17 protein-coding genes and 2 pseudogenes are annotated in these 22,947 nt (G+C 53.5%); 12 read left to right on the top strand and 7 right to left on the bottom strand.

From position 1 onward, the window contains the following. Nucleotides 1–11: 11 nt before the first annotated feature. From pyrF to ttcA, 3 genes are all read left to right on the top strand, one after another. Complete coding sequence (gene pyrF / locus DFR26_RS09925) at nucleotides 12–722, top strand: orotidine-5'-phosphate decarboxylase (protein ID WP_116208807.1); 711 nt, start codon at nucleotides 12–14, stop codon at nucleotides 720–722. A 143-nt stretch (nucleotides 723–865) separates the two neighbouring features. Then, nucleotides 866–2,482 carry an OmpP1/FadL family transporter gene (locus DFR26_RS09920; protein WP_116208806.1) on the top strand — a complete coding sequence of 539 codons (1,617 nt, stop codon included), beginning with the start codon at nucleotides 866–868 and terminating at the stop codon, nucleotides 2,480–2,482. A gap of 140 nt (nucleotides 2,483–2,622) precedes the next feature. Continuing rightward, on the top strand, nucleotides 2,623–3,492 hold the full coding sequence (gene ttcA / locus DFR26_RS09915; protein WP_425453369.1) for a tRNA 2-thiocytidine(32) synthetase TtcA: 870 nt from the start codon (nucleotides 2,623–2,625) through the stop codon (nucleotides 3,490–3,492). A 63-nt stretch (nucleotides 3,493–3,555) separates the two neighbouring features. Here ttcA and DFR26_RS09910 read toward each other — a convergent pair whose 3' ends face one another. Next, entirely contained in the window at nucleotides 3,556–5,163 is a 1,608-nt protein-coding gene (locus tag DFR26_RS09910; RefSeq protein WP_116208805.1) for an OmpP1/FadL family transporter, read from the bottom strand. A gap of 145 nt (nucleotides 5,164–5,308) precedes the next feature. After that, on the bottom strand, nucleotides 5,309–6,910 hold the full coding sequence (locus DFR26_RS09905) for an isocitrate lyase (protein WP_116208804.1): 1,602 nt from the start codon (nucleotides 6,908–6,910) through the stop codon (nucleotides 5,309–5,311). Between the two features lie 122 nt (nucleotides 6,911–7,032). On the opposite strand from DFR26_RS09905, the gene DFR26_RS09900 reads away from it, so the two are divergent. The 3 genes from DFR26_RS09900 (at nucleotide 7,033) to DFR26_RS09890 (ending at nucleotide 11,256) form a co-directional block, all read left to right on the top strand. Then, a complete protein-coding gene (locus tag DFR26_RS09900; RefSeq protein WP_116208803.1) occupies nucleotides 7,033–8,040 on the top strand; it encodes a LysR family transcriptional regulator in 1,008 nt (335 codons plus the stop codon). Between the two features lie 69 nt (nucleotides 8,041–8,109). After that, nucleotides 8,110–10,281, top strand: a complete 2,172-nt coding sequence (locus tag DFR26_RS09895) for a malate synthase G (RefSeq protein ID WP_116208802.1) — start codon at nucleotides 8,110–8,112, stop codon at nucleotides 10,279–10,281. 90 nt (nucleotides 10,282–10,371) lie between these two features. Continuing rightward, nucleotides 10,372–11,256 (top strand): Dyp-type peroxidase, encoded by an 885-nt coding sequence (locus DFR26_RS09890; protein WP_116208801.1) that lies wholly within the window; start codon nucleotides 10,372–10,374, stop codon nucleotides 11,254–11,256. Between the two features lie 105 nt (nucleotides 11,257–11,361). Here the strand turns inward: DFR26_RS09890 and DFR26_RS09885 are convergent, their stop codons facing one another. Continuing rightward, nucleotides 11,362–12,750, bottom strand: coding sequence for a fatty acid desaturase (locus DFR26_RS09885; protein WP_116208800.1), 1,389 nt, complete (start codon nucleotides 12,748–12,750; stop codon nucleotides 11,362–11,364). A gap of 123 nt (nucleotides 12,751–12,873) precedes the next feature. Here DFR26_RS09885 and DFR26_RS09880 point away from each other — a divergent pair, with 123 nt between their 5' ends. Beyond that, nucleotides 12,874–13,797, top strand: a complete 924-nt coding sequence (locus tag DFR26_RS09880) for an AraC family transcriptional regulator (RefSeq protein ID WP_116208799.1) — start codon at nucleotides 12,874–12,876, stop codon at nucleotides 13,795–13,797. Between the two features lie 98 nt (nucleotides 13,798–13,895). Continuing rightward, a complete protein-coding gene (locus tag DFR26_RS09875) occupies nucleotides 13,896–15,587 on the top strand; it encodes an AMP-binding protein (protein ID WP_116208798.1) in 1,692 nt (563 codons plus the stop codon). A gap of 89 nt (nucleotides 15,588–15,676) precedes the next feature. Here the strand turns inward: DFR26_RS09875 and infA are convergent, their stop codons facing one another. The 4 genes from infA to trxB all read right to left on the bottom strand — a co-directional run bounded on the left by infA (nucleotide 15,677) and on the right by trxB (nucleotide 18,396). Further along, nucleotides 15,677–15,895, bottom strand: coding sequence for a translation initiation factor IF-1 (infA, locus tag DFR26_RS09870; protein WP_116208797.1), 219 nt, complete (start codon nucleotides 15,893–15,895; stop codon nucleotides 15,677–15,679). Between the two features lie 89 nt (nucleotides 15,896–15,984). Further along, nucleotides 15,985–16,692 carry an arginyltransferase gene (locus DFR26_RS09865; protein ID WP_116208796.1) on the bottom strand — a complete coding sequence of 236 codons (708 nt, stop codon included), beginning with the start codon at nucleotides 16,690–16,692 and terminating at the stop codon, nucleotides 15,985–15,987. Next, nucleotides 16,689–17,420, bottom strand: a complete 732-nt coding sequence (aat, locus tag DFR26_RS09860) for a leucyl/phenylalanyl-tRNA--protein transferase (protein ID WP_116208795.1) — start codon at nucleotides 17,418–17,420, stop codon at nucleotides 16,689–16,691. The genes DFR26_RS09865 and aat overlap by 4 nt, the downstream gene beginning before the upstream one ends. Nucleotides 17,421–17,427: 7 nt before the next feature. Next, the gene (gene trxB / locus DFR26_RS09855; RefSeq protein WP_116208947.1) at nucleotides 17,428–18,396 is read right to left on the bottom strand and encodes a thioredoxin-disulfide reductase; all 969 of its coding nucleotides are present in this window, start codon (nucleotides 18,394–18,396) and stop codon (nucleotides 17,428–17,430) included. On the opposite strand from trxB, the pseudogene DFR26_RS11250 reads away from it, so the two are divergent. The 4 genes and pseudogenes from DFR26_RS11250 to DFR26_RS09840 all read left to right on the top strand — a co-directional run. After that, a pseudogene (locus tag DFR26_RS11250) lies at nucleotides 18,379–19,077 on the top strand (DNA translocase FtsK 4TM domain-containing protein); the annotation flags it as partial. The gene trxB and the pseudogene DFR26_RS11250 overlap by 18 nt on opposite strands. Nucleotides 19,078–19,356: 279 nt before the next feature. Further along, a pseudogene (locus DFR26_RS11245) lies at nucleotides 19,357–20,859 on the top strand (DNA translocase FtsK); the annotation flags it as partial. Nucleotides 20,860–20,889: 30 nt separating this feature from the next. Then, a complete protein-coding gene (gene lolA, locus DFR26_RS09845) occupies nucleotides 20,890–21,600 on the top strand; it encodes an outer membrane lipoprotein periplasmic chaperone LolA (RefSeq protein ID WP_116208793.1) in 711 nt (236 codons plus the stop codon). Between the two features lie 2 nt (nucleotides 21,601–21,602). After that, the gene (locus DFR26_RS09840; RefSeq protein WP_245953059.1) at nucleotides 21,603–22,928 is read left to right on the top strand and encodes a replication-associated recombination protein A; all 1,326 of its coding nucleotides are present in this window, start codon (nucleotides 21,603–21,605) and stop codon (nucleotides 22,926–22,928) included. Nucleotides 22,929–22,947 lie beyond the last annotated feature (19 nt).

Below are 22,947 nucleotides of genomic sequence, written 5' to 3'. Positions count from 1 at the left end.
TCAGGCGTTTTATGTCAGTCATTAATAGCGTTAAACGCTCACCAATTGTTATTGCCTTAGATTTCACGTCCGCTGGGCAAGCCTTAGCATTTGCCGATGATATAGATCCAACAAAAGCGCGATTGAAGGTAGGCAAAGAGCTATTTACCTATGCCGGCCCAAATCTCGTGCGTGAGCTACATCAGCGGGGTTTTGAAGTTTTTCTAGACCTTAAGTTTCATGACATCCCCAATACGGTAGCCTCTGCGGTAGCTGCGGCTGCTGATCTCGGCGTCTGGATGGTCAATGTGCATGCTAGTGGTGGTCGACGTATGCTGACAGCGGCTAGCGAGCGCCTAGTTAAAGGTAATTACTGCACTTTACTAACGGCTGTTACCGTGCTTACCAGCATGGAAGCATCAGACTTGCTGGAGATCGGCATTACACAGAGCCCTGAAAGCCAAGTCATTGCGTTGGCAGACCTCACGTCAAGCTGTGGGCTCGATGGCGTCGTATGCTCGGCACATGAGGCTTCAATGCTGCGCGAGCGCTTTGGTAAAGGCTTTGTTTTAGTCACGCCAGGCATCCGCCCAGCTGATCATCCCAGCGATGACCAGCGCCGAATCATGACGCCCACTCAAGCAATGGCTGCAGGCTCTAGTTATCTAGTGATTGGTAGGCCAATCACGCAGGCAAAAAATCCTAGCACGGCACTTGCTGCGATCTGCGCCGAACTAATTTAAGTTTTTGTATGGCTTTTGACCATTTAGCATTTTTGTCTGACAAAGGCTTCCCAATTGGCGACGAATGGTCGATATGATCTGGTGACTAGCAAGTTCTGACATTTGTCAGTACTAACCCTCACTTTCAGATTATCGAGTGTTCAATGCATCGCCATATTGTTCGCCAATCCGCTATTACTATTGCTATAGCTAGCTTCTCATTAACTACGCACGCAGCCGGTCTCGAATACCCGTGGCAATCAACTAGTGCCATGGGGAGTGCGCAAGCCAATGCTGCCGAAGCAAACGACGCTTCAACGGTATTTTTCAACCCAGCCGGCATGGCGCGCTTAAAAACCACCATGGTTTCGCAAGCCGGACAGGTTTTGTCTGTTCGTGGGCAGTTTGAAAACATGGGCACGACACGCTTAAACAATGGCTCGGGCACTGAGCTACAAACTGGTGGCAATGGCGGCAGCTATCATCCACAAGCCATCCCTGCAGGTCAGTTTTACGCCGTAATGCCCTATAGCGACACCATCACCTTAGGCCTAGGCATTTTTGTTCCCTATGGTGCCAATGTTAATTATAAATCGGACTGGGTTGGTCGGATGTTTCAAGATGAAGGCACGATTGAGACAGTCAATATAAACCCTTCGATGTCTATACGCTTTGATGATAAGCACAGCATTGGCTTTGGCTTGTCTGCACAAATCATGCATATGAAGCTACGTGCAGGCGCCGATGTCGAAGAGGCGGCATACGGCATTAGCAAGAGCACTATTCAAACAGGCGCTAGCTTAGCTTGTAGTCCATCTGGCTTACCGCTAATCGGCGGTATAACTGCCGCTACCTGTACTGGTGTAGCTAACTTACTCGCAGGGCCTTTAGTGTCTGAGGCACAAGGTGAGGGCTCGCTAACCATAGAGGGTTTTGGCTATGGTTTCGGCTGGAATGCAGGTTATATGTATCGTTTCAATGATGACCGTACGCGCTTTGGCCTAACGTATCGCTCATTGATACGCCAAACCATTAAAGCTGATTATGATTGGGACTTTAGCGATGTTTCGGGCACGATACCTGACATCACTGGTGTACGTGAGGGCAACTTATTATCCCTCGTTGGTGCATTAACTAATCGTATAGAGCTTCGGGATTATGTTGAGAATTATGTGCGGCCTGATTCAAAGGCGGAGCTGAAAATAGTCACGCCAGAGTCTATCGGTACAGCATTATTTCATCAGGTAAATGACCGTTTAGCGCTAATGGGCTCGTTAACGTGGACGCGTACTAGTCGCATTCAAGAGTTACGCGTTGTTGCTGAAGATCGAGAAGGGCCCAATGGCACTATTACGCAAGGTGATGCTGTTGTTAACACTCGCTTTCGGGACACATTTAAAGGGGCCGTCGGCCTAAATTATCGCGTCAATGACAAGCTCATGCTGCGTACCGGCTTTGGTTATGAGCAAACACCATTGCCGGATGCAGAGGCACGTCATGCCGCGCTACCGGATAACAACCGCTTTGTGTATTCCTTAGGTGCGAATATCTCGCCACGAAAGGGCTTGGATATCGATCTTGCTTATAGCTATATCGTGATTGAGGATGCGGCAGCCAACTATACGGATGACTGCCATCCATCGGGCTATTTACTTTCGCAAGCTCCAGCGGATGGCGCCACATCAACAACGCAGTGCACGGGCAATGGCGGCACCTTCCGTGGTGTGTTTAAAAACACCTATGTGCATTCTGCCGGCATTCAGCTGAACCAGCGCTTTTAAGCTATAGCAACCAGGCCTCTTTATCGTAAGTAAAGAGGTCTTTGACGCATAAGCTAGGTTTACATGGGCAGCGGCTTTCGCGAAAATGCGCGTCACTTATGGAATGCCTAGGCACTGATATGTCCACATCTGCTGACATCATGCAAACAACCAAGCCCGCTGAAAGTAAATCGCGCACTGAGTTTAATAAGCTACAAAAGCGCTTGCGTCGACTCACCGGGCAAGCTATCGCCGATTACAATATGATCCAGGATGGCGACAAGATTATGGTTTGCCTGTCTGGCGGTAAAGATAGCTATACCATGCTGGAAATCTTGCTTAGCCTGCAAATCAGTTCCCCGATAAAATTCGAGATTGTCGCGGTTAATCTGGACCAAAAGCAGCCAGACTTTCCAGAAGAGGTATTACCTGCTTACCTGACCCAGCGCGGCGTACCGTTTTATATTCTCGAGAAAGACACTTACAGCATCGTCAAAGAACTGACGCCTGAAGGCCAGACTTATTGTGCCGTCTGTAGCCGACTGCGTCGTGGCAATCTTTATGCCTTTGCGCAAGAGATTGGCGCAACCAAAGTGGCGCTGGGTCATCATCGCGATGACATCATGGCAACCCTAATGCTGAATCTCTTTCATAATGGCCGCTTGAAAGCCATGCCGCCCAAGCTACTCTCGGATGACGGCAAGAATATTCTGATCAGGCCGCTGGCCTACTGCAAAGAGAAAGATATTGCGGAATATGCCAGACTAAAAGAGTTTCCGATTATTCCATGTAACCTGTGTGGCTCACAGGCAAACTTGCAGCGCGCCGTGGTTAATCAGATGCTGAGAGATTGGGACAAGCAGTTTCCGCAGCGTCTGGATAGCATGTTCACGGCCATTCAGAATATTGCGCCCTCGCAGCTGGCAGACACTGATTTTTTTGACTTTGTCGGACTGGAGAACAACCGTCGCAAGGCTGAGGTGCGCGCGCGAAAAGCCAATGAACTTGAGCTGGTCAATATAATGATCTGAATCAAGTTGAGCATAAAAAAGCCGGCACAATTGCCGGCTTTTTATATTTTGATAGCCTTGCTATTAGAACTTCTGGTTCATCTGAATGCCAAGTGTCTGAATCGATGTATCGTAGAAGCGGCCCTTGAATGTGCCACCATTGCCGGTACAAGGTTCGGCATTACCGCTTGTATCTTCGGTGCCATCCTCATTTTCACGCGATGTAACACGGCAACGATCACGATAGTTTGACTCGGAGTCTGCCAAGAATGTGACGCTATAAGCGGCATCCAAAGTCAGGTTTTTCTTCAGCTTGTAGTTTGCGCCCACAGAGAACATGTAGCGATCGCTATCAGGTGCACCTGGATGACGATATTCAGCTGATGGAACCGGAGTCTTGTCATACTGGAAGCCAGACTTCAGGGTCAGCTTGTCATCGTAATGATAGTTGCCACCGACAGACACCTTGAACGAGTCCTTCCATTTGGTATCGATACCACCGGCACCTTGCTTGATTGTGCCTGAGCCATCTTTTTTCTTAACATCAAGAAACTCAACGCGAATCTTATCAACAGCTGATGTTTCAATAAATGTGAAATCAGCCATCAGATCAATTTTATCGTTTAGCTTATGAAAGAAATTGGCAGATGTGCGTGCAGGAAGAATCAAGTCGCCTTTAGCTGTAGTATCTGGCCGTAAGCTACTTCTGAGAAGTTCTTCAAGCGTGGCACCACCCAGTGCAGGTTGTAATAGCGAATATGTGCTATTGCCCTCAACATTAGACAAGTCCCACTCCAACTTGCCACGCATCTTCATCGTTGATTCTGAGCGATAAGCCAAGCCAAAGCGTGTTTTATCGTTGACTGCGAACATGTAGCCTAAATTGAAGCCAAGGCCGTATCCATACATTTCAACTTTTGCACTGCCTGTGCTGCCGGCCTCCACGAGTGAAATATTACTCGTGCCAATTGTGCAGAGCGGTGGAAGAAGCGTACAAACCTGTGAGGTTGGTACAGGGAGAGTGTCATTATCCAATGCGCTTTTCAGTAGATAGGGCTCTACACCAACAACATCAATCTGCGTTCTCTGACGAATATGGCCACCAATCACCGAAACGCCAAGGCCAAGGCTGTGCTGCTCATCAAAGCGAATGCCGATGGATGGGTTGATATTGATCAATTCGATGGCAATGCTGTCGATCTGATATGCGCCAGTCCAGTTCGACTTGTAGTTCAAGTTACCGCCGCCTGGAGCAAAAACACCTAAGCCTACCGTCACGATGTCATCGACGGGTAATGAAATAAACGCACCACCAGCACCGAGAAGACGCGGCCAAAATGTGCCTGGTTCGCCATTGGCATTCGGGTCGTTTTCTAATGACCGACCTTCCGTATCTCCCATTTGAGGTGTGCCGGTTGATCCCGCTTTATCGGCCTCAACCTTGCCGTTCAGAATCAGCAACGAAAAGCCCTGCGACACCTGCAAGCCGCCTTTCAGGCGAGCCAGGCCAGCGGGGTTGTAATAAAGGACGGAAGGGTCGTTAGCTTCAGCGCCATTGGCATTGGAAGTACCTTGGTGGGACGCCGTAATGGTTGGCAAATCCAAACCACCGGCTATGCCAGAGGATGCAGCCAGAGAAAGCATAGAGAAGGTGAGGGCGCGGAGCGTGAAAAGAGGGCGTTGCGATACCATAGAGCATCCTCGATATTCTTGTTATTAATACATTGAATTTCCTACAGACACTAGCCTCATAGCAAGACGGAAATGCGGTTATTACAAATTTAATTGATAAAAAAACCCACGCCGTGGCGTGGGTTTTTTTGAATCAGTTAAGCGATTAGCCGCCGAACTGGTTCATCGTGTTTTTGCTGTCATCACCGGCTTTCAGTGCTTGCTCGCCAGCGAAGATCTCTTTGTGATCATCGCCAATGTCTGAGCCAGCCATGGCTTGGTGCTTCACGCATGACACGCCTTCGCGGATCTCTTTGCGTTGTACGCCAGCCACATAAGCCAACATGCCTTGGTCGCCAAAGTAGCCTTTGGACAGTTCGTGCATGTGCAGAGCAGTAGTGTGGTAAGTAGGCAGTGTGATCAAGTGGTGGAATACGCCTGCTTCACGGGCTGCATCGGCTTGGAAGGTGCGGATTTTCTCATCTGCATCTTTGGCCAACTCGGTGTTGTCGTATTCAACGCTCATCAGTTTGGCGCGATCATAGGCCGACACATCTTTGCCAGCAGCGGCCATACGATCATAGGCTTGCTGACGGAAGTTCAGCGTCCAGTTGAACGATGGGCTGTTGTTGTAGACCAGCTTCGCGTTTGGCACGATTTCTTTCACGCGGTTAACCATGTGAGCGATTTCTTGCACGTTTGGCGTTGGTGTTTCGATCCACAATAAATCAGCGCCGTTCTGCAGCGAGGTGACGCAATCGAGCACCACGCGGTCGATTTGTGTGCCTTCGCGGAACTGATACAGACCAGAAGCCAAACGCTTTGGACGATGCAGTTTGCCGTCACGCTTGATGAGGATTTCGTCATCTTGTGCTTCGGAGATGTCGATTTCTTGCGTGTCTAAGTAGCTGATGTACTGCGATGCCAAATCACCTTTCTGGTTAGAGACAGGGATTTTTTGTGTCAGGTCGGCACCTTCGGAGTCAGTACGGGCAACAATCACGCCTTCCTCAACACCGAGCTCTAAGAATGCATAACGCACCGCGTTGATTTTCGCGATGAAGTCTTCGTGTGGCACGGTGACTTTGCCAGCCTGGTGGCCGCACTGCTTAGCATCGGATACTTGGTTTTCGATCTGAATGGCGCAGGCACCGGCTTCGATCATTTTCTTGGTCAACAAGTATGTCGCTTCATCGTTACCGAAGCCGGCGTCGATATCAGCAATCACTGGCACAACGTGCGTTTCGAAGTTGTTGATTTGGGCTTCGAGATCAGCCGCTTTGGCGCTGTCACCAGCGTCTTGCGCTTTTTTCAAGTTGCGGAAAAGATCGTTCATTTCTTTTGCATCGGCTTGACGCAAGAATGTATAAAGCTCTTCGATCAATGCTGGCACGGCAGTTTTTTCGTGCATGGATTGGTCGGGCAGTGGGCCGAATTCTGAACGTAACGCAGCAACCATCCAGCCGGACAGGTACAGGTATTTTTTCTCGGTGGTGCCGAAGTATTTTTTGTTGGCAATCATTTTTTGTTGGCCAACAAAACCGTGCCAGCAACCCAGCGACTGTGTGTACTTGCTGGTGTCAGCATCGTACTCAGCCATGTCACGGCGCATGATGCCGGCGGTGTACTTGGCGATGTCTAAACCGGTTTTGAAGCGGTTTTGCATTTGCATGCGAGCAGCATCTTCAGGGCTAATTGCGCTCCATGTATCGCCAAATTTGGCTTTAACGGCGCGAACAGCATCAATCGCAGAGGTGTACGTAGTCATGGCGTCTTCCTGTCAGGAGGGGTGGATGTTAAAAGCTACGGGCACTATTAACAGTGCGCGCAGTGTATGACTTCATGGCATAATTTTCAAAGTTTATAGTTTTTATAGTCGGTATTCATGCCATGAATCTTGAACGCGTTGATCTGAACTTGCTGGTCTATTTAGATGTTTTGCTGCGTGAACAAAGTGTCACGCGCGCCGCCGCCCAATTGGGCATTACGCAGCCGGCCATGTCTAACGGCCTCAAGCGCCTACGCGATCTCTTTAATGACCCGCTATTAATTCGTGCCAGCCATGGCATGACGCCCACTGAGCGCGCGCTCGAGCTCGCGCCCATGGTGCGCCAAGCACTCTCGCAAGTCACCGACATATTAGAGCCGCGCCAAGAGTTTCGGCCACTGACTTCGCGCCGTGTGTTTCGCATCATGTCGAGTGACTATGCAGAGGCCACACTGGTGCCGGCATTGGTGAAAGCGCTGCGCTCGGAGGCTCCCGATGTGGTCTTGGATTTTCTCACGCCATCGGATGTCAGCGTGCAAGACATTGAGCAGGGCAAAGTCGACTTAGCCATCAACCGATTTAATGAAATTCCACAATCGTTCCACCAGATTTCCCTGTGGAGCGACAGTTTTTCCTGCTTGCTCAATCGTAATAATCCCGCCGCGCTGCGTTTTAATCTCAAAAGCTATCTCGATTCGCAGCATATTTGGGTGTCGAAAACCGGCATGGGCATTGGTTTTGGCGTCAATCCTGAGCGCGGTCATTTAGGCCAAATCGATGCGGCGCTGGAGCGCTTGGGTCAGCGCCGGCGCATCACGATTTACACACGGCACTACCAAATGCCCGCGCTGGTGGCACATAAGGCTGACTTGGTGGCGACGCTGCCAACGCGCATTGCCTTGTTGCAGCACAACCATCCGCAGTTGGTGATTAAAGAGCCGCCATTTCACATTCCGGCCTTTGAGTTAAAGATGGCCTGGGGGCCGCTGCTGCATCACAGCCCAGCGCACCGATGGCTGCGTCAGCTCATTACCTTTGTGGCACGGCAGATCACTGAGCAGGAAGAAAAGGCGGTCAATGAGCCGGGCTGGGCGCGGCGCAATGCGCGCATTCGACGTATTCGGGAATGACCAACGCGCGAGACTTGGGTAAACTATTGCCCTCGTGAATATTCCCATCTGCATTATTGAGGCATCGATATGACTGAACAACGCGTCCAGCACGGCGAACTCGACATCGCCAAATCATTGTTTGATTTAGTGAATAATGAGGTCGCTCCAGGCACGGGCATTAGCCCTGAGCACTTTTGGCAGCAGTTCGAACAGATCATGACCGACCTGATGCCCAAAAATAAAGCCTTGCTGGCCAAGCGCGATGCCATTCAGGCGAAAATTGATGCCTGGCACCAAGCTAACCCCAAAGCCGAGTTCAGTGCCTACAAAACATTCCTGACTGAGATTGGCTATTTGGTGCCCGAAGGCGCTGATTTCAGCGTCACACCTGAACAGGTGGATGATGAAATTGCTCATATCGCCGGCCCGCAGTTGGTGGTGCCGGTCAAAAATGCTCGCTATGCATTAAACGCCGCCAATGCGCGTTGGGGCTCCTTATACGACGCACTCTACGGCACCGATGCCATTTCCGAAGACGACGGCGCCACGCGTGGCGGCGGCTATAACCCCATCCGTGGCAATAAAGTCATTGCCTTTGCCCGCCAATTCTTAGACCAAGCCGCCCCGTTAGCCTCAGGCTCACATGCCGACAGCACCGGCTATGCCGTGGTCGATGGTCAGTTGCACGTGACCTTGAACAATGGCTCGACCGTCGCCTTAGCACAGCCTGAAAAATTCGTCGGCTACACCGGCGATGCCGCCAATCCCAGCAGCGTCTTGTTAAAAAACAATAATCTGCACGCTGAAATTCAATTCGATCGCGACAGCGCCATTGGCAAAACCGATGCCGCCGGTATTAAAGATGTGAACCTCGAGTCGGCCATTACCGCGATTCAAGATTGCGAAGACTCTGTGGCGGCGGTGGATGCCGAAGACAAAGTCGAGGTCTACAGCAACTGGCTCGGCCTGATGAAAGGCGACTTGACGGAGTCCTTTCAAAAGGGCGGCAAAACACTGACACGCACACTCAATAGCGACCGCATATTCACCACGCCAACGGGTGGCGAGCTGACCTTGCATGGCCGCGCGCTGCTCTTGGTGCGCAATGTTGGCCATTTGATGACCAACCCCGCGGTGCGCTTAAAGGGCGAAGACGTGCCCGAGGGCATCATGGATTGCTTGGTCACCGTGCTGGCCACTATGCACGACCTGCAAAAGAAAAACCGTGTGAGCAATTCGCGCACCGGTTCGATGTATATCGTGAAGCCGAAAATGCATGGCCCCGAAGAGGTGGCGTTTGCGAGCGAGATTTTTGCCCGTGTTGAAGATGCTTTCGGTTTAGCGCCTAACACATTGAAAATGGGCATTATGGATGAGGAACGCCGGACCACGGTGAACCTGAAAGAGTGCATTCGCGCCGCTCAAGAGCGGGTCATTTTCATCAACACCGGCTTCTTAGATCGCACCGGTGATGAGATGCACACTTCCATGGAGGCCGGCGCCATGGAGCGCAAAGCCGACATGAAAAAGTTGCCATGGATTAATGCCTACGAGAACTGGAACGTCGATGTGGGTCTGCGTTGCGGCCTGCAAGGCAAGGCGCAAATTGGCAAAGGCATGTGGGCCATGCCCGACCTGATGAAAGCCATGCTCGAGCAGAAAATTGGCCATCCGAAAGCCGGCGCCAATACCGCTTGGGTCCCTTCACCCACCGGCGCCACGCTGCACGCCACGCATTACCACCAAGTCTTGGTGCAAGACGTGCAAGCGCAGCTGAAGTCGCGTGAGCACGCCAAGCTCGATGACATCTTGACCTATCCGGTGGCGAGCAATCCCAGCTGGTCGGCGGAGGAGATCAAAAACGAGCTCGATAATAACTGTCAGGGCATTTTGGGCTATGTGGTGCGCTGGATTGACCAAGGCGTGGGCTGCTCGAAAGTGCCAGACATCAACAATATTGGCCTGATGGAAGACCGTGCCACGCTGCGTATTTCCAGCCAACACGTGGCGAACTGGCTGCGTCATGGCATTTGCACGAAAGCGCAAGTGACTGAGGCCATGGAGCGCATGGCAGCGGTGGTGGATCAGCAAAATGCTGGCGATCCACTGTATACGCCAATGGCTCCTGATTTTGCCAATAGCGTGGCGTATCAGGCCGCCGCAGAGCTGGTATTTGAAGGCTGTGTGCAGCCCAATGGCTATACTGAGCCGGTCTTGCATCGCCGTCGCCTAGAGCTTAAAGCCAAGCTCGCCGGTTAATTGGCGTCGCGTAAAAAAGCCGCTCGTTGTAGCGGCTTTTTTATGGCCACGATTTGCTAGGATCACCGTATCACGCTTTAAGGAGTTGCCATGAACACCCCGCAAACAGGCATTTTGGCCGTTGTCCCCGATCACGCGCGCTACATCAGCTTTCAACTCAGCGATCGCACGGCGCTGGAGGTCACCTTGCAAGCCATTGCCGCACAGGCCGATGGCGAGCGCGTGGTCGTCGGCATTGGTTTGAGTGTGGTGGAGGCGTTGGGGCAGCATATTCCGGGCTTGCTCGCGGGGCCACGCATCGATGGCAGCTTGGTGGATATTCCTTGCCAGCCGATTGCGTTATGGCTGTGGTTACGCGGCTCATCACGCGGGGAGCTGTTGCACGTGGAGCGCCACTGGGTTGAGCTTGTGGCGCCGGCATTTAGCCGCCAGCACAGCATTGAAGCGTTTAAATACGACACGGGGCGAGATCTCACAGGCTATGAAGACGGCACAGAAAATGCCGAAGGCGAGGAGGCCGTGGCGGTGGCGAGCGTCATGGCACCGGCTGCCGATGCCTTGGTGGGCAGCAGCTATGTGGCCGTGCAGCAATGGCTACATGACTTTAAGACCTTCGATGCCATGACCGATGCCGAACAAGACAACACCGTTGGGCGCCATCGCATCAGCAATGAGGAGTTCGATGACGCCCCGGAAAGCGCGCACGTGAAGCGCACTGAGCAAGAGGCACCAACGCCTGAGGCGCATGTGCTGCGCCGCTCCATGCCATGGTCGGCAGGTAATCGCGCCGGCCTGGTGTTCACCGCGTTTGGTCACTCCTTAGAGGCCTATGAGGTGCTGCTGACGCGCATGAGTGGGGCGCACGATGGCATCATCGATGGCTTATTTGGCTTCACAAAGCCGGTCAATGGCGCCTATGTCTGGTGCCCCGGCATGCGCCATGGCCAGCTCGATTTGCGCGCACTCGGGCTTTAGTGAACGCCTGAAAGTGAGGTAAAAACCGAAGCGCTAACATCAACAGTTCGGCAAATCCACGTACAAAAAAGCCGCTTCACTGAGCGGCTTTTTTATCAGCAATGCTTAAGCGACCGGCACAAAGTCGGCCTTTTCGCGCACCGCGCAATCGGGACAAGCCCAGTCATTAGGAATGCTGGCCCAGGCCGTGCCTGCCGGGAATCCCTCTTTGGGACAGCCCTCGCGTTCATCATAGGTGTAGCCGCAGTCGCTGCAGCGATAACACATCGCCGCTGCGGTAGCCGCTACCGGTGTTAATGGCGCACGCTCAGCCGAACCATCGCTAGCGTGCTCTGCTTGCTGACGATTCAATGCTGAGCGCAAAATCTGCTCGCGCTTACCCGGCTGAATATTGGCGCGGCTTAAATCCCCCTTGTAATGCTTGGCGACCAGCGGATCCATTTGGCGAAACCACAGAAAGGGGATGTAGGCCGGAATCAGCATCGAGGCATAACCCGAAGGCAGCTGTGGGCTTTCCTCAAAATGACGCAGCGCCTGAAAGCTGCGCGTGGGGTGCGCATGGTGATCGCTGTGGCGTTGCAGCTGATACAAAAACAAGTTGGTGACAATGTGATTGCTATTCCACGAATGCTCGGGCTTGCAGCGCTCAAAGCGGCCATCCGCGCCTTTTTGGCGAAGCAGGCCGTAATGCTCAATATAATTAATGACCTCTAGCAACGACGCACCATAAAAGGCTTGCAGTGCTAAAAAGGGCAGTGCATACCAACCCAATACGGCGGTAATGGCACCGAAAAATACCACCGTCAGTGCCCACGCCTGCAAGTTGTCGTTGCTCAGACTCCAGACAGACTTGTTTTGACGACCCAGGCGCTCGCCCTCAATTTTCCACGCTGATTTCACGCTGCCAATCATCGTGCGTGGTAAAAAAGCCCAGAAAGTCTCGCCCATGCGTGAACTCGCGGGATCATCGGGCGTGGCGACATTTTTGTGATGGCCGCGCACGTGTTCGGCGTAGAAATGGCCGTAAGCAACCGGCGCTAACGTCAGTTTTGCCATCCAACGGCCGAATTCATCGCGCTTGTGCGAAAGCTCATGGGCTGTGTTGATGGCGATCCCATTAATCGCGCCCACCGAGAGCACCAAGCCAATATAGCCAAACGCCGATAAATCCGCGGTCACGGCAATCACTGCGCCCCAGACCGTGACAATGAACTGACTTGGTATGTAGGCGTAGACGATAAATCGATAATAGCTGTCGGACTCTAGGGCGTTGACCATGGTCTCGGGCGGGTTGTTATTATCGGTGCCAATGAGCCGGTCGAGTGTCGGGATGATAATAAAAATCAGGGCTGGTCCGCCCCATAAAAACGCCTGAATGCCGGTCATTTCATAGGCTAATAAAATCAACATGCCAAGCACTGGCAGCATGGGGCTTAATAGCCACATATAGCGCTTACCATCGCTCCAGTTGGTGTCTGCTGTGGTGGTCGTCATCGTGGTTTTCCTCGCGTTGCCATCAGGCTCTTATGGCCTTGTGACCCTATCATTGTGCAATGTAATGGTTTGTGGCAGGCTTAAATCACCGGATATCTATCTCAAAACGCCGACTAATGCCTTATGGAAGACTTTTTAAGCGTGGTTTTCGATGATCTTCACTTAAAAGGTGCGGGTTACGTGTTTCTTCAAGGCAATCAGCGGTGGTCTGCTCGGGTGGCCTTGCCGGGTCGCGCTATTTTTCATGCCGTGCTGTTTGGTGACGTGTATTTGCACACGGCCGAACAGCTCTACACCTTAAAAGCCGGTGACTTGATGGTACTGCCGGCGGGCCAAGTGCATACGTTATCGGATAGCTCCCATAGCTCCGCAACCAGTGAAAATATCGGCCATTCGCTTAGCGAGCGCCGACACGCGCCCTATGACATCGGTCAGGGCGACGCCACAGCGATGGTGCTTACAGCCGCCAGCGATTACGATACCGAGCTGGGCCAGCCACTGATGTCTGCTTTACCTGCGGCATTTCTCGTCGCCGGCCAAGGCCAAGAGCCGCCCGAATGGCTGCGCATTGGCATTCTTTTTCTACAACACGAGATCAGCCAGCAACGTCCGGGTCAGCAAAGTATCCTCAACAGGCTCGGCGATATTTGGTTTATGGAGTGTTTGCGCGTCTACATTGAGCACATTTCCGCGGATAACAGTAGCTGGCTGCGCGCCTTGAAAGACCCCGCCTTAGCGACCGTGCTCAGTGCCGTTCACCGCGAGCCAGAACGCGAATGGACGGTGCCAGCGATGGCAGCGCTCGCGCATTTATCTCGCTCGGCCTTTGCTGATCGTTTCCAGCGCATCATGGGTAAGCCACCGCAACGCTATTTACATGAGCACCGCATGCGACTTGCGGCATGGCAATTGCGCCATAGTGATCAGCCAGTTTGCCGCATTGCCGACATGACTGGCTATGCTTCCGAGACGGCCTTTGGCCAAGCATTTAAGCGTATGCATGGTTTAGCGCCAGGGCAGTACCGGCAGCATATCCGGGCACAATAATCGTGGAAATTACGTTGCGATATCCCGCCAATCGATGCAAATCTGGTATAAATACTCTGACACTTATAACAATAGAAACATTGCTAAAAGGATAATTTATGAGCCGTTATGCCTCTCGCTCAACTTTAGTGCACTGCTTGCTGCACTGGGCTGAAACTTCCCCCAATGCTGTTTACCTGACACAACCCAATGCTGACGGTTCGTCTTATGACATTACCTGGGGCCAGGCAGCTGATCATGCGCGCCGCCTAGCAAGTCATCTGCGTGCACTTAATTTGGGCGAGGGCGCCTCGGTAGGCTTACTTGGTCGTAACAGTGCGCATTGGATTATTGCCGATGTGGCCGTTTGGTTGGCCGGCCATGTCACCGTGCCGCTATACCCCACGCTAAATGGCGAGTCTGCGGCTTATATCCTTGACCATGCCGGCTGTAAGGCCGTGATTCTGGGCAAAATGGATGGCATTGCCGACGGCTGGAAAGACATCGAGCCGCATCTGCCTAGCTTGCCCATGCTGAGCTTGCCTTTGTCGCCACGCAGCGATGTTCCGCAATACGACGACATCATCGCCAACACAGCGCCGATTAGCGACGAAGACCTCACGCTACCGGCTGAAGGCGCCATGGCCACGATCGTTTATACCTCAGGCTCCACGGGTCGTCCAAAAGGTGTCATGCACAGCTTCGGCACCATGTGCTCAGTCGCCAACGCGCTGCGTGATACCTACAAAGTTAATCGCGATGACCGCATGCTGTCCTATCTGCCATTGGCACACGTAGCCGAACGCGCCGTGGTTGAAACCGCTTCGCTGTATTTTGGCTTCCGCGTGTTTTTTGCCGATGGTCTTGAGACCTTCCAGCGCGATTTGCAACGTGCCCAGCCGACTATTTTCTTCTCGGTGCCACGTTTATGGACCAAGTTTTATTTAGCTATTAATGAAAAACTGCCGCCCGCCAAGCAGCGTATTTTATTCAATATTCCATTGCTCAACCGTTTGGTTAAAGGCAAGGTTTTAAAGCAACTGGGTCTCGACAAAGTCCGTTTAGCTATTACCGCATCAGCGCCGCTGCCTCCCAATATCATGCAGTGGTATCGCGGCCTAGGCCTCGAGCTGCTTGATGTCTACGGCATGACGGAAAACTTCGGTTACTCGCACGGCTCACGCCCAGGCGAGGTGCGCGTTGGATATGTTGGCCACGCCAACCCCGGCGTTGAACAGCGCATTGCTGAAAATGGCGAAGTGCAGGTAAAAAGCCCGGGCCAAATGATGGGCTATTACCAGGCACCTGATAAAACCGCCGAAGACATGACAGATGATGGCTACTTAAAAACAGGTGATCGTGGTGAAATCGATGCGGAAGGTCGCTTAAAAATCACCGGTCGCGTTAAAGAGCTCTTCAAAACGTCGAAAGGCAAATACGTGGCACCGGTACCGATTGAGCAAAAACTCAACGTGCACCAAAAAGTCGAAGTCATTTGTGTTACCGGACCAACACAGCCTCAGCCATTTGCATTGTTTATGCTGTCTTTAGACGCGGAAAAAGAGATCAAAAATGGTGAGCTAACGCGTGAGACCTTAACGCGCGAGTTTAATGAGTTGCTTAAATCCGTGAATGCCACGCTTGAAGATCACGAACGCCTCGATTACATCGTGGTGGTGAAGGATCAGTGGACCATTGAAAATGGCTACCTAACACCAACGATGAAAATCAAACGCAACGTCATTGAAGATAATTATATTGGTCATGCCGATACATGGGTGGCACGTCGCGAATCCGTGATTTGGGAATAATCACGGGTATTAACCATAAAAAAGGTCGGCATTAGCCGACCTTTTTTATGGTGCACGCGCTACAAAATAGGCGAGTTACCGGCGAGTGCTTAACGCACGCGGTAAGTGATGCGGCCCTTACTTAAATCGTAAGGTGTCATCTCTACTTTCACCTGGTCACCGGTCAAAATACGAATGTAATGCTTGCGCATTTTGCCAGAAATATGGGCCGTAACAATGTGGCCATTTTCCAGCTTTACGCGAAACATGGTGTTGGGAAGGGTATCGACAACGACACCGTCAAACTCTAATTGATCTTCTTTCGACATGCAGCAAAGGCCTCAGGGGCTATGGGATGTAAGGCGCTGAATAGAAACTCAGTCGCTTCGAAAACGCGCGCATTGTGCCCGAAAAAAGCTCAGCGCGCTAGCAACCATTCATTTTCAATGAGCAGCTCCAATGGGCGAAATTGCGTTTTGTAGCGCATCCGCGGGGCATGGCGCACCCAATAACCCAAATATAAATAACGCAGGTCTTTATCGCGGCAGGCCTGAATCTGCCAAAGAATAGCAAAACTGCCAAGGCTACGCGGGCTCATGTCAGGGTCATAAAATGTGTAAACCGCCGACAGGCCATCGGCGAGGGTGTCTGTTACCGCAATCGCCACCAAGCGGCCATCGAGCCGGTATTCCACGAGCTCGGTATCTGACCAGTCGCTGGTGAGAAACTCACGGTACTGGCGCGGGCTTGGCGGATACATATCGCCATCTCGGTGACGGCTGCTGATATAGCGCGCATAGAGCGCATAGTGTTCCTCAGACCACGTTACCGGCACGACCTGCACGCTGAGGTCTTGATTGCGCTGCCAACAGCGGCGCTGCTCTCGGCGCGGGCGAAACTGCGCGACAGGAATACGCACCGAAATGCAGGCTTGGCAGCCCTGGCATTGCGGCCGATAGACATAGTTTCCGCTGCGCCGAAAGCCAAGATCAGAAAGCTGGCTGTAGGTATGCGAGGTCATCTCGGCATCTGGGTCGGCAAATAGCGTCACCGCTTCGCGATCGGCCAAGTAGCTGCAGGAGTGCGCAGCCGTTGTGAAAAACGTGATGTTGGCGCCGCTCGTCATGCCGGTGCCGCTCCGTTGAAGCCGTCGGCCTGCCAAATAGCGGCTGCCTCAGACCAGGGCAGTGCCGGCGCATGAGGCTGCGTCGCAAGATAGGCCAAATAGTCACGACGCGACATGATCGTTGCCCCTAAGCTGATGAGATGATCGTTTTCAAGCTGACAATCGACCCACTGAACGTGCCATGCGCGCATCAACGACATCAAGGCCCAAAAGGCTAGTTTTGATGCATCACGGCGCACACTAAACATCGATTCGCCACAAAACATCTGGCCAACGGTGACGCCATAGAGGCCGCCAATCAGTGTGTTGTCATACCAAACCTCGATGCTTTGCGCCCAGCCTAAAGCGTGTAACTGGCAATAACCAGCGCGAATCTCTGCGGTAATCCAGGTCTCATCGGCATACGCACGTGGCGCGGCACAAGCAGCAATAACCTCATCGAATGCGGCGTTACAAGTAACATGCCAAGCGTGTTGGCGGCGCACTTTTTGTAAGCTTCTGCTGGGCACAAAGGCCGCCGGGGAAATGACGCACCGAGGATCTGGCGACCACCACAATAGCGGCTCACCGGCCGATGACCACGGAAATATACCGGCACGATAGGCTGCCTGTAAGCGCGCCGGGGAGGTATCACCACCGGCTGCCAATAAGCCATCGGGATAATCCAGCGCCGTCTCCGGTGCTGGAAATGCACTATCGCCGCTAAGCCATGGCAGCTGAGTGGTCATCGGCTACTTAATGGCCAAGCGCATCGAGGTATTTTTCGGCATCGAGTGCCGCCATGCAGCCCGCGCCGGCCGAGGTGATGGCCTGACGATAGACATGATCGGCAATATCGCCGGCGGCAAAAACGCCCGGCACATTGGTCGCCGTGGCATTGCCTTCAATACCGCTACGCACGCGAATATAGCCATTATTCATGTCGACCTGACCGGCAAAAATATCGGAGTTGGGCTTATGACCAATGGCAATAAAAATGCCGGCAACAGCGACTTCTTGAGCGATGCCATCACGGTCGTCGGGGGTATTGGCAGACACCAAGCGTGCGCCCGTGACACCGCTTTCGTCACCCAGCACCTCATCGAGGGCATGATTCCAAATAATCGAGATTTTCCCAGCCTTTTCTTTTTCAAACAGATGATCTTGCAAGATCTTCTCAGACTTCACTTTATCGCGACGATGCACCAGCGTGACGTGCTCAGCGATATTGGACAAATACAGCGCCTCTTCCACCGCGGTATTGCCACCGCCAACGACCATCACGCGTTGGCCTCGATAGAAAAAGCCATCGCAGGTTGCACAGGCGCTGATACCGCGCCCCATAAATGCCGTTTCAGAGGCCAGGCCTAAATACTGCGCTGATGCGCCGGTAGCAATGATCAGCGCATCGCAGCTGTACTCGCCGCTATCGCCGGTGAGCACAAATGGCCGGCTGTTTAGCTCGACTTTATTGATGTGATCAAACAACACCTGCGTGCCAAAGCGCTCGGCGTGACGCTGCATACGGTCCATCAGCACCGGACCGGTTAAGCCCTCCACATCGCCCGGCCAGTTATCTACTTCGGTGGTGGTGGTCAGCTGCCCACCAGCTTGCATGCCGGTAATTACCACCGGATTAAGGTTGGCGCGTGCCGCATACACGGCCGCCGAATAGCCGGCAGGGCCTGAGCCGAGAATGATTAAACGATGGTGAATACGGGCCATGCGGACTCCAAAAATAGACTGTGGAAAAATTCAACGCTCAGTATAGCAAGCATGGCATCTTGGTGTGGTGTGGTTACAATGTCGCATTACTTATACAGCGTGTGCGCTTCATGGGAACCTACATTGCCTGATAACACCACAAAGCCGACGGCAACCGTCGCTACACCTCTTCGTCAAATGGCCGCGCGCGTCTGGCAGCGGCGCGACGTCAAAACCATTGGTTGGTCCGTGTTGGCCGCCTTTGTGTTTTTGGCCTTGCTTACGCGTTCGCCCGAAGACAGCGCGTGGACGCATATTGGCGAAGCACCGTTGCGCAATGCTGCTGGCAGCGCCGGTGCGCATTTGGCCGACTACTTAGGCTTTTTGCTGGGCCCGTTGGCCTATGCCATTCCGGCTTTGATGTGCTGGCGCGTGGCCATTTTATGGCGTCGACCATCGCAAGCACTGGTTGGTTTGCCACAGTTTGTTGCTTGGATGGTGGCGCTTTTAGCCTTAACTGCGCTGGGTCATATTCACTTTATTGCGCCCGATTACGGCCTGAATAACGCCTCTGGTGGTGTGATTGGGCAAGCCTTGGGCGCTAGCATGTGGCATGCCACTGGCCTGCTTGGTAGCACGCTGATTTTATTGGTCGTGTTTTTGGTGACCTTTACCGTGGCATCGGGGTTCTCATGGACCCGCGCCAGCGAGCTGCTGGGCCGAGGGCTGTGCTATCTCGCGCAATGCCTGAGCGCACTGGCTCGGCATATCTGGCAGCGCCTACGACCGCCTGCGACTACCACGCCAAGCCTTGCGCGACCTCCTGTGGTTGCTGCCCGCAACACGCCTGAAACACAAGCTGTGGCTAATGTCACCCCGCGTGTGCGCTCGGATATCGCTATTACGCCCGCCGCGCATGTGACGCCTGCTAAAAAAATCCCCACGCAACGACCGCTATTTGCGGCGCCGCCGGGCGAGGGCAGCCTACCCACCATGGATTTGCTTGACCCCGCCGAGTCACAACACGGCAAAGGCTTTAGTGCCGAGGCGCTAGAAAGCATGTCGCGCTTGCTGGAAATTAAGCTGAAAGAGTTCAATGTCGACGCCACCGTGGTTGCCGTGCAGCCGGGCCCGGTGATCACGCGCTTTGAGATTCAACCGGCGGCTGGCGTAAAGGTCGCGCGCATCACCAATATTGCCAAAGATTTAGCGCGCGCCATGGCAATGATTTCGGTTCGTGTGGTGGAGGTAATTCCTGGTAAATCGGTGGTCGGCATTGAAGTGCCCAACCAAGATCGCGAAATGGTGCGGCTCTCAGAGATTTTGACCTCAAGCGTCTACGAGGCCAAAGCCAGCGCACTGACCCTGGCCTTGGGTAAAGACATTGCTGGCAACCCGATTGTCGCTGACCTTGCGCGCATGCCGCACTTGCTCGTGGCCGGCACCACCGGCTCGGGTAAGTCTGTTGGCGTCAATGCCATGATTTTATCCATGCTCTTTAAGGCCACGCCCGATGAGCTGCGCCTGATCATGATTGACCCGAAAATGCTCGAGCTGTCGGTCTACGACAAAATCCCGCATCTGCTCACGCCGGTGGTCACCGACATGAAAGACGCCGCCAATGCCTTGCGCTGGTGTGTTGCCGAGATGGAGCGGCGCTACAAGCTGATGTCTAAGCTCGGCGTGCGTAATCTCGATGGCTATAACAAGAAAGTCAGCGATGCCATTGCCGCTGGCGAGCCAATTAAGGATCCGCTGTGGAAAGCCGGCGACAATGTTTTCGAGGAAGAAGCGCCAGATCTCGGTAAATTGCCATTTATTGTGGTGATTATCGACGAGTTTGCCGACATGATTATGATTGTCGGCAAAAAGGTCGAAGAGTTGATTGCGCGTATTGCACAGAAAGCTCGGGCGGCGGGCATTCATTTGATCTTGGCGACGCAGCGACCCTCGGTCGATGTCATTACTGGCTTGATCAAGGCCAACGTACCGACACGAATTGCCTTTCAGGTGTCTTCACGTATCGACTCGCGCACCATTCTCGACCAAGGTGGCGCGGAAATGCTCCTGGGTCATGGCGATATGCTGTTTTTGCCGCCCGGCACCAGCTTAACTGAGCGTGTTCACGGCGCCTTTGTCAGCGACGATGAGGTGCACCGCGTTTGTGGAGACTGGCGCGCTCGCGGCGAGCCCGACTACATCGATGCCATTTTAGACGGCGGCTCTGAGGGTGAGGGCGGTGGTAAAGGCGGTTTTGGCGGCTTCGATGATGTCGGTGGCGATCCCGAGCAAGATGCGCTTTACGATGAAGCCGTGGCCTTTGTGCTGGAAACGCGACGGCCATCCATTTCGTTTGTGCAACGAAAGTTCAAAATTGGCTATAACCGCGCCGCGCGCTTGGTTGAGGCCATGGAGAACGCCGGGGTGGTGTCGGCCATGCAGAGCAATGGCACGCGCGAAATCATCGTACCTCATCGCGAATAAGTCGCCGATACTGGGCGAGAAGGAAGGGATATGACAGCGTTCACACGTTTAACCGCAGTGGCTTTCGGTCTTGCCGCCATGAGTGCCATAGCGGCACCGGCGCCACCAACTGCAAAGCCGCCCATCGCCATCAAAGTGGCGACGCCCGAGCAAGCGCGGCAAGCGGCCTACACGCCAGCGCAAGAACAAGCCGCCAGTGCAGCCTTAGCGGCGCGTTTAGCCGCGATGAAAACCTTGAGCACATCATTTACGCAAACCACGCAGAGTCGTGGCGCGCCCGACAAAGTGCTCACCGGCACATTACAGGCGCGCAAACCGGGGCAATTTCGGTGGGAAGTGAAGCAGCCGTTTAGCCAGCTGATTGTCGCCGATGGCACCTCGGTATTTATTTATGACCCAGATTTACAGCAACTTCTGGTGCGGCCACTAGGCGAGGCCTGGGGTGAAACGCCGGCGCTATTATTTACTGGTGATGCCAGCCAGTTGGCCGAGCAGTTTCGTGTGCGTGACAGCCAGCGCGGCGCTATGACCACGTATCACCTCACGCCACGCGCCAAAGACAGCTTATTCACCGAGCTGAATTTGTCATTTAAAGGCGATCTTCCCCATGCAATGACGCTGCTTGATGCTGGCAATCAGCGCACAGAAGTGGCGTTTTTTAAACCGCAGCGCAATATCACCTTGCGTGATGAGCAGTTCAGCTTCACGCCGCCCGCTGGCACCGACATTATTCGTGAATAAACGTGATCGATGAGCCGTCATTCGCACCCTTAGCGGCTCGGCTTCGGCCGCAGTCGCTTGCTGATTATATTGGTCAAACCCATGTACTGGCACGCGGGCGACCCTTGCGTGAGGCCATTGAGCACGGTCAGCTGCACTCGATGATCCTGTGGGGGCCGCCCGGTGTTGGCAAGACCACCCTAGCGCGACTCATGTGTAATGCCTGCGATGCGCGCCTCATAGCCATTTCGGCGGTGCTCTCGGGTGTCAAAGAAATTCGCGCGGCCATTGATGAAGCACAGTTTTACAAGCAGCAAGGCCAGCGCACCGTACTCTTTGTTGACGAAGTTCATCGTTTTAATAAATCACAACAAGATGCTTTTTTGCCGCACGTTGAAGATGGCACGCTGATTTTCATTGGCGCGACCACCGAAAATCCGTCGTTCGAGCTCAATAAAGCCTTGCTTTCGCGCGCCCGAGTCTATGTGCTGAAAAGCCTCAGCCACGATGACTTACTGCAACTTATCGAGCAGGCATTGAGCCATCGCGATGGGCTAGCTAGCCGCACACTGGCGCTCACGGCTGAGCAAAAACACGCCATCGCGCATGCCGCCGATGGCGATGCCCGACGCACGCTGAACCTGCTCGACATCGCCGCCGACTTAGCCGACAACCATGGCCTGCTAGACGCGCATGGCCTCAATGATCTGCTACAGGGCAGCGCGCGCCGTTTCGACAAACATGGCGATGACTTTTATGACCAAATTTCGGCGCTGCATAAGTCGGTGCGCGGCTCCGACCCGCAAGGCGCGCTGTATTGGTTGGCACGCATGATTGATGGCGGCTGTGACCCACTTTATATTGCCCGCCGCGTGGTGCGCATGGCCAGCGAAGACATTGGCCTAGCTGACCCACGCGCGCAAACCCTGGCGCTTGAGGCCTGGCAAGCACTGGAGCGGCTAGGCCAACCCGAAGGCGAGTTAGCGTTGGCGCAAGCCGTGACGTATCTGGCCATCGCGGCGAAAAGCAATGCCCTCTACAATGCCTGGAGAACCGCTAAAGCCGCCGTGATTAACCACGGTTCATTACCCGTGCCGAAACATTTACGCAACGCGCCAACGGCATTAATGAAGCAACAAGGTCACGGTCTCGATTATCATTATGCGCATGATTTTCCCGATGCGTTTGTTGCCGGTGAGCGCTATGTGCCCGAAGCCTTACAGGGACAAATATTCTATCGCCCGGTTAATCGCGGCTTAGAGCAGAAAATTCAGGCTAAACTTACGCGCCTCAGTGAACTGAACGCTGCCAGCGAATGGACACGCGGCAAAGACGACCCCATTGATTAATGTATTAACAGGATGCTGC

The organism is Paraperlucidibaca baekdonensis, assembly GCF_003387535.1.
Taxonomy (GTDB): domain Bacteria; phylum Pseudomonadota; class Gammaproteobacteria; order Pseudomonadales; family Moraxellaceae; genus Perlucidibaca; species Perlucidibaca baekdonensis.
Note: the sequence above shows the minus strand (reverse complement) of the source record. Positions and strands in the feature narration are given on the sequence as shown.

Coding starts and splice junctions, on each gene's coding strand:
- pyrF (WP_116208807.1), top strand. CDS start 12: ATGTCAGTCATTAATAGCGTTAAACGCTCACCAATTGTTATTGCCTTA.
- DFR26_RS09920 (WP_116208806.1), top strand. CDS start 866: ATGCATCGCCATATTGTTCGCCAATCCGCTATTACTATTGCTATAGCT.
- ttcA (WP_425453369.1), top strand. CDS start 2,623: ATGCAAACAACCAAGCCCGCTGAAAGTAAATCGCGCACTGAGTTTAAT.
- DFR26_RS09910 (WP_116208805.1), bottom strand. CDS start 5,163: ATGGTATCGCAACGCCCTCTTTTCACGCTCCGCGCCCTCACCTTCTCT.
- DFR26_RS09905 (WP_116208804.1), bottom strand. CDS start 6,910: ATGACTACGTACACCTCTGCGATTGATGCTGTTCGCGCCGTTAAAGCC.
- DFR26_RS09900 (WP_116208803.1), top strand. CDS start 7,033: ATGAATCTTGAACGCGTTGATCTGAACTTGCTGGTCTATTTAGATGTT.
- DFR26_RS09895 (WP_116208802.1), top strand. CDS start 8,110: ATGACTGAACAACGCGTCCAGCACGGCGAACTCGACATCGCCAAATCA.
- DFR26_RS09890 (WP_116208801.1), top strand. CDS start 10,372: ATGAACACCCCGCAAACAGGCATTTTGGCCGTTGTCCCCGATCACGCG.
- DFR26_RS09885 (WP_116208800.1), bottom strand. CDS start 12,750: ATGACGACCACCACAGCAGACACCAACTGGAGCGATGGTAAGCGCTAT.
- DFR26_RS09880 (WP_116208799.1), top strand. CDS start 12,874: ATGGAAGACTTTTTAAGCGTGGTTTTCGATGATCTTCACTTAAAAGGT.
- DFR26_RS09875 (WP_116208798.1), top strand. CDS start 13,896: ATGAGCCGTTATGCCTCTCGCTCAACTTTAGTGCACTGCTTGCTGCAC.
- infA (WP_116208797.1), bottom strand. CDS start 15,895: ATGTCGAAAGAAGATCAATTAGAGTTTGACGGTGTCGTTGTCGATACC.
- DFR26_RS09865 (WP_116208796.1), bottom strand. CDS start 16,692: ATGACGAGCGGCGCCAACATCACGTTTTTCACAACGGCTGCGCACTCC.
- aat (WP_116208795.1), bottom strand. CDS start 17,420: ATGACCACTCAGCTGCCATGGCTTAGCGGCGATAGTGCATTTCCAGCA.
- trxB (WP_116208947.1), bottom strand. CDS start 18,396: ATGGCCCGTATTCACCATCGTTTAATCATTCTCGGCTCAGGCCCTGCC.
- lolA (WP_116208793.1), top strand. CDS start 20,890: ATGACAGCGTTCACACGTTTAACCGCAGTGGCTTTCGGTCTTGCCGCC.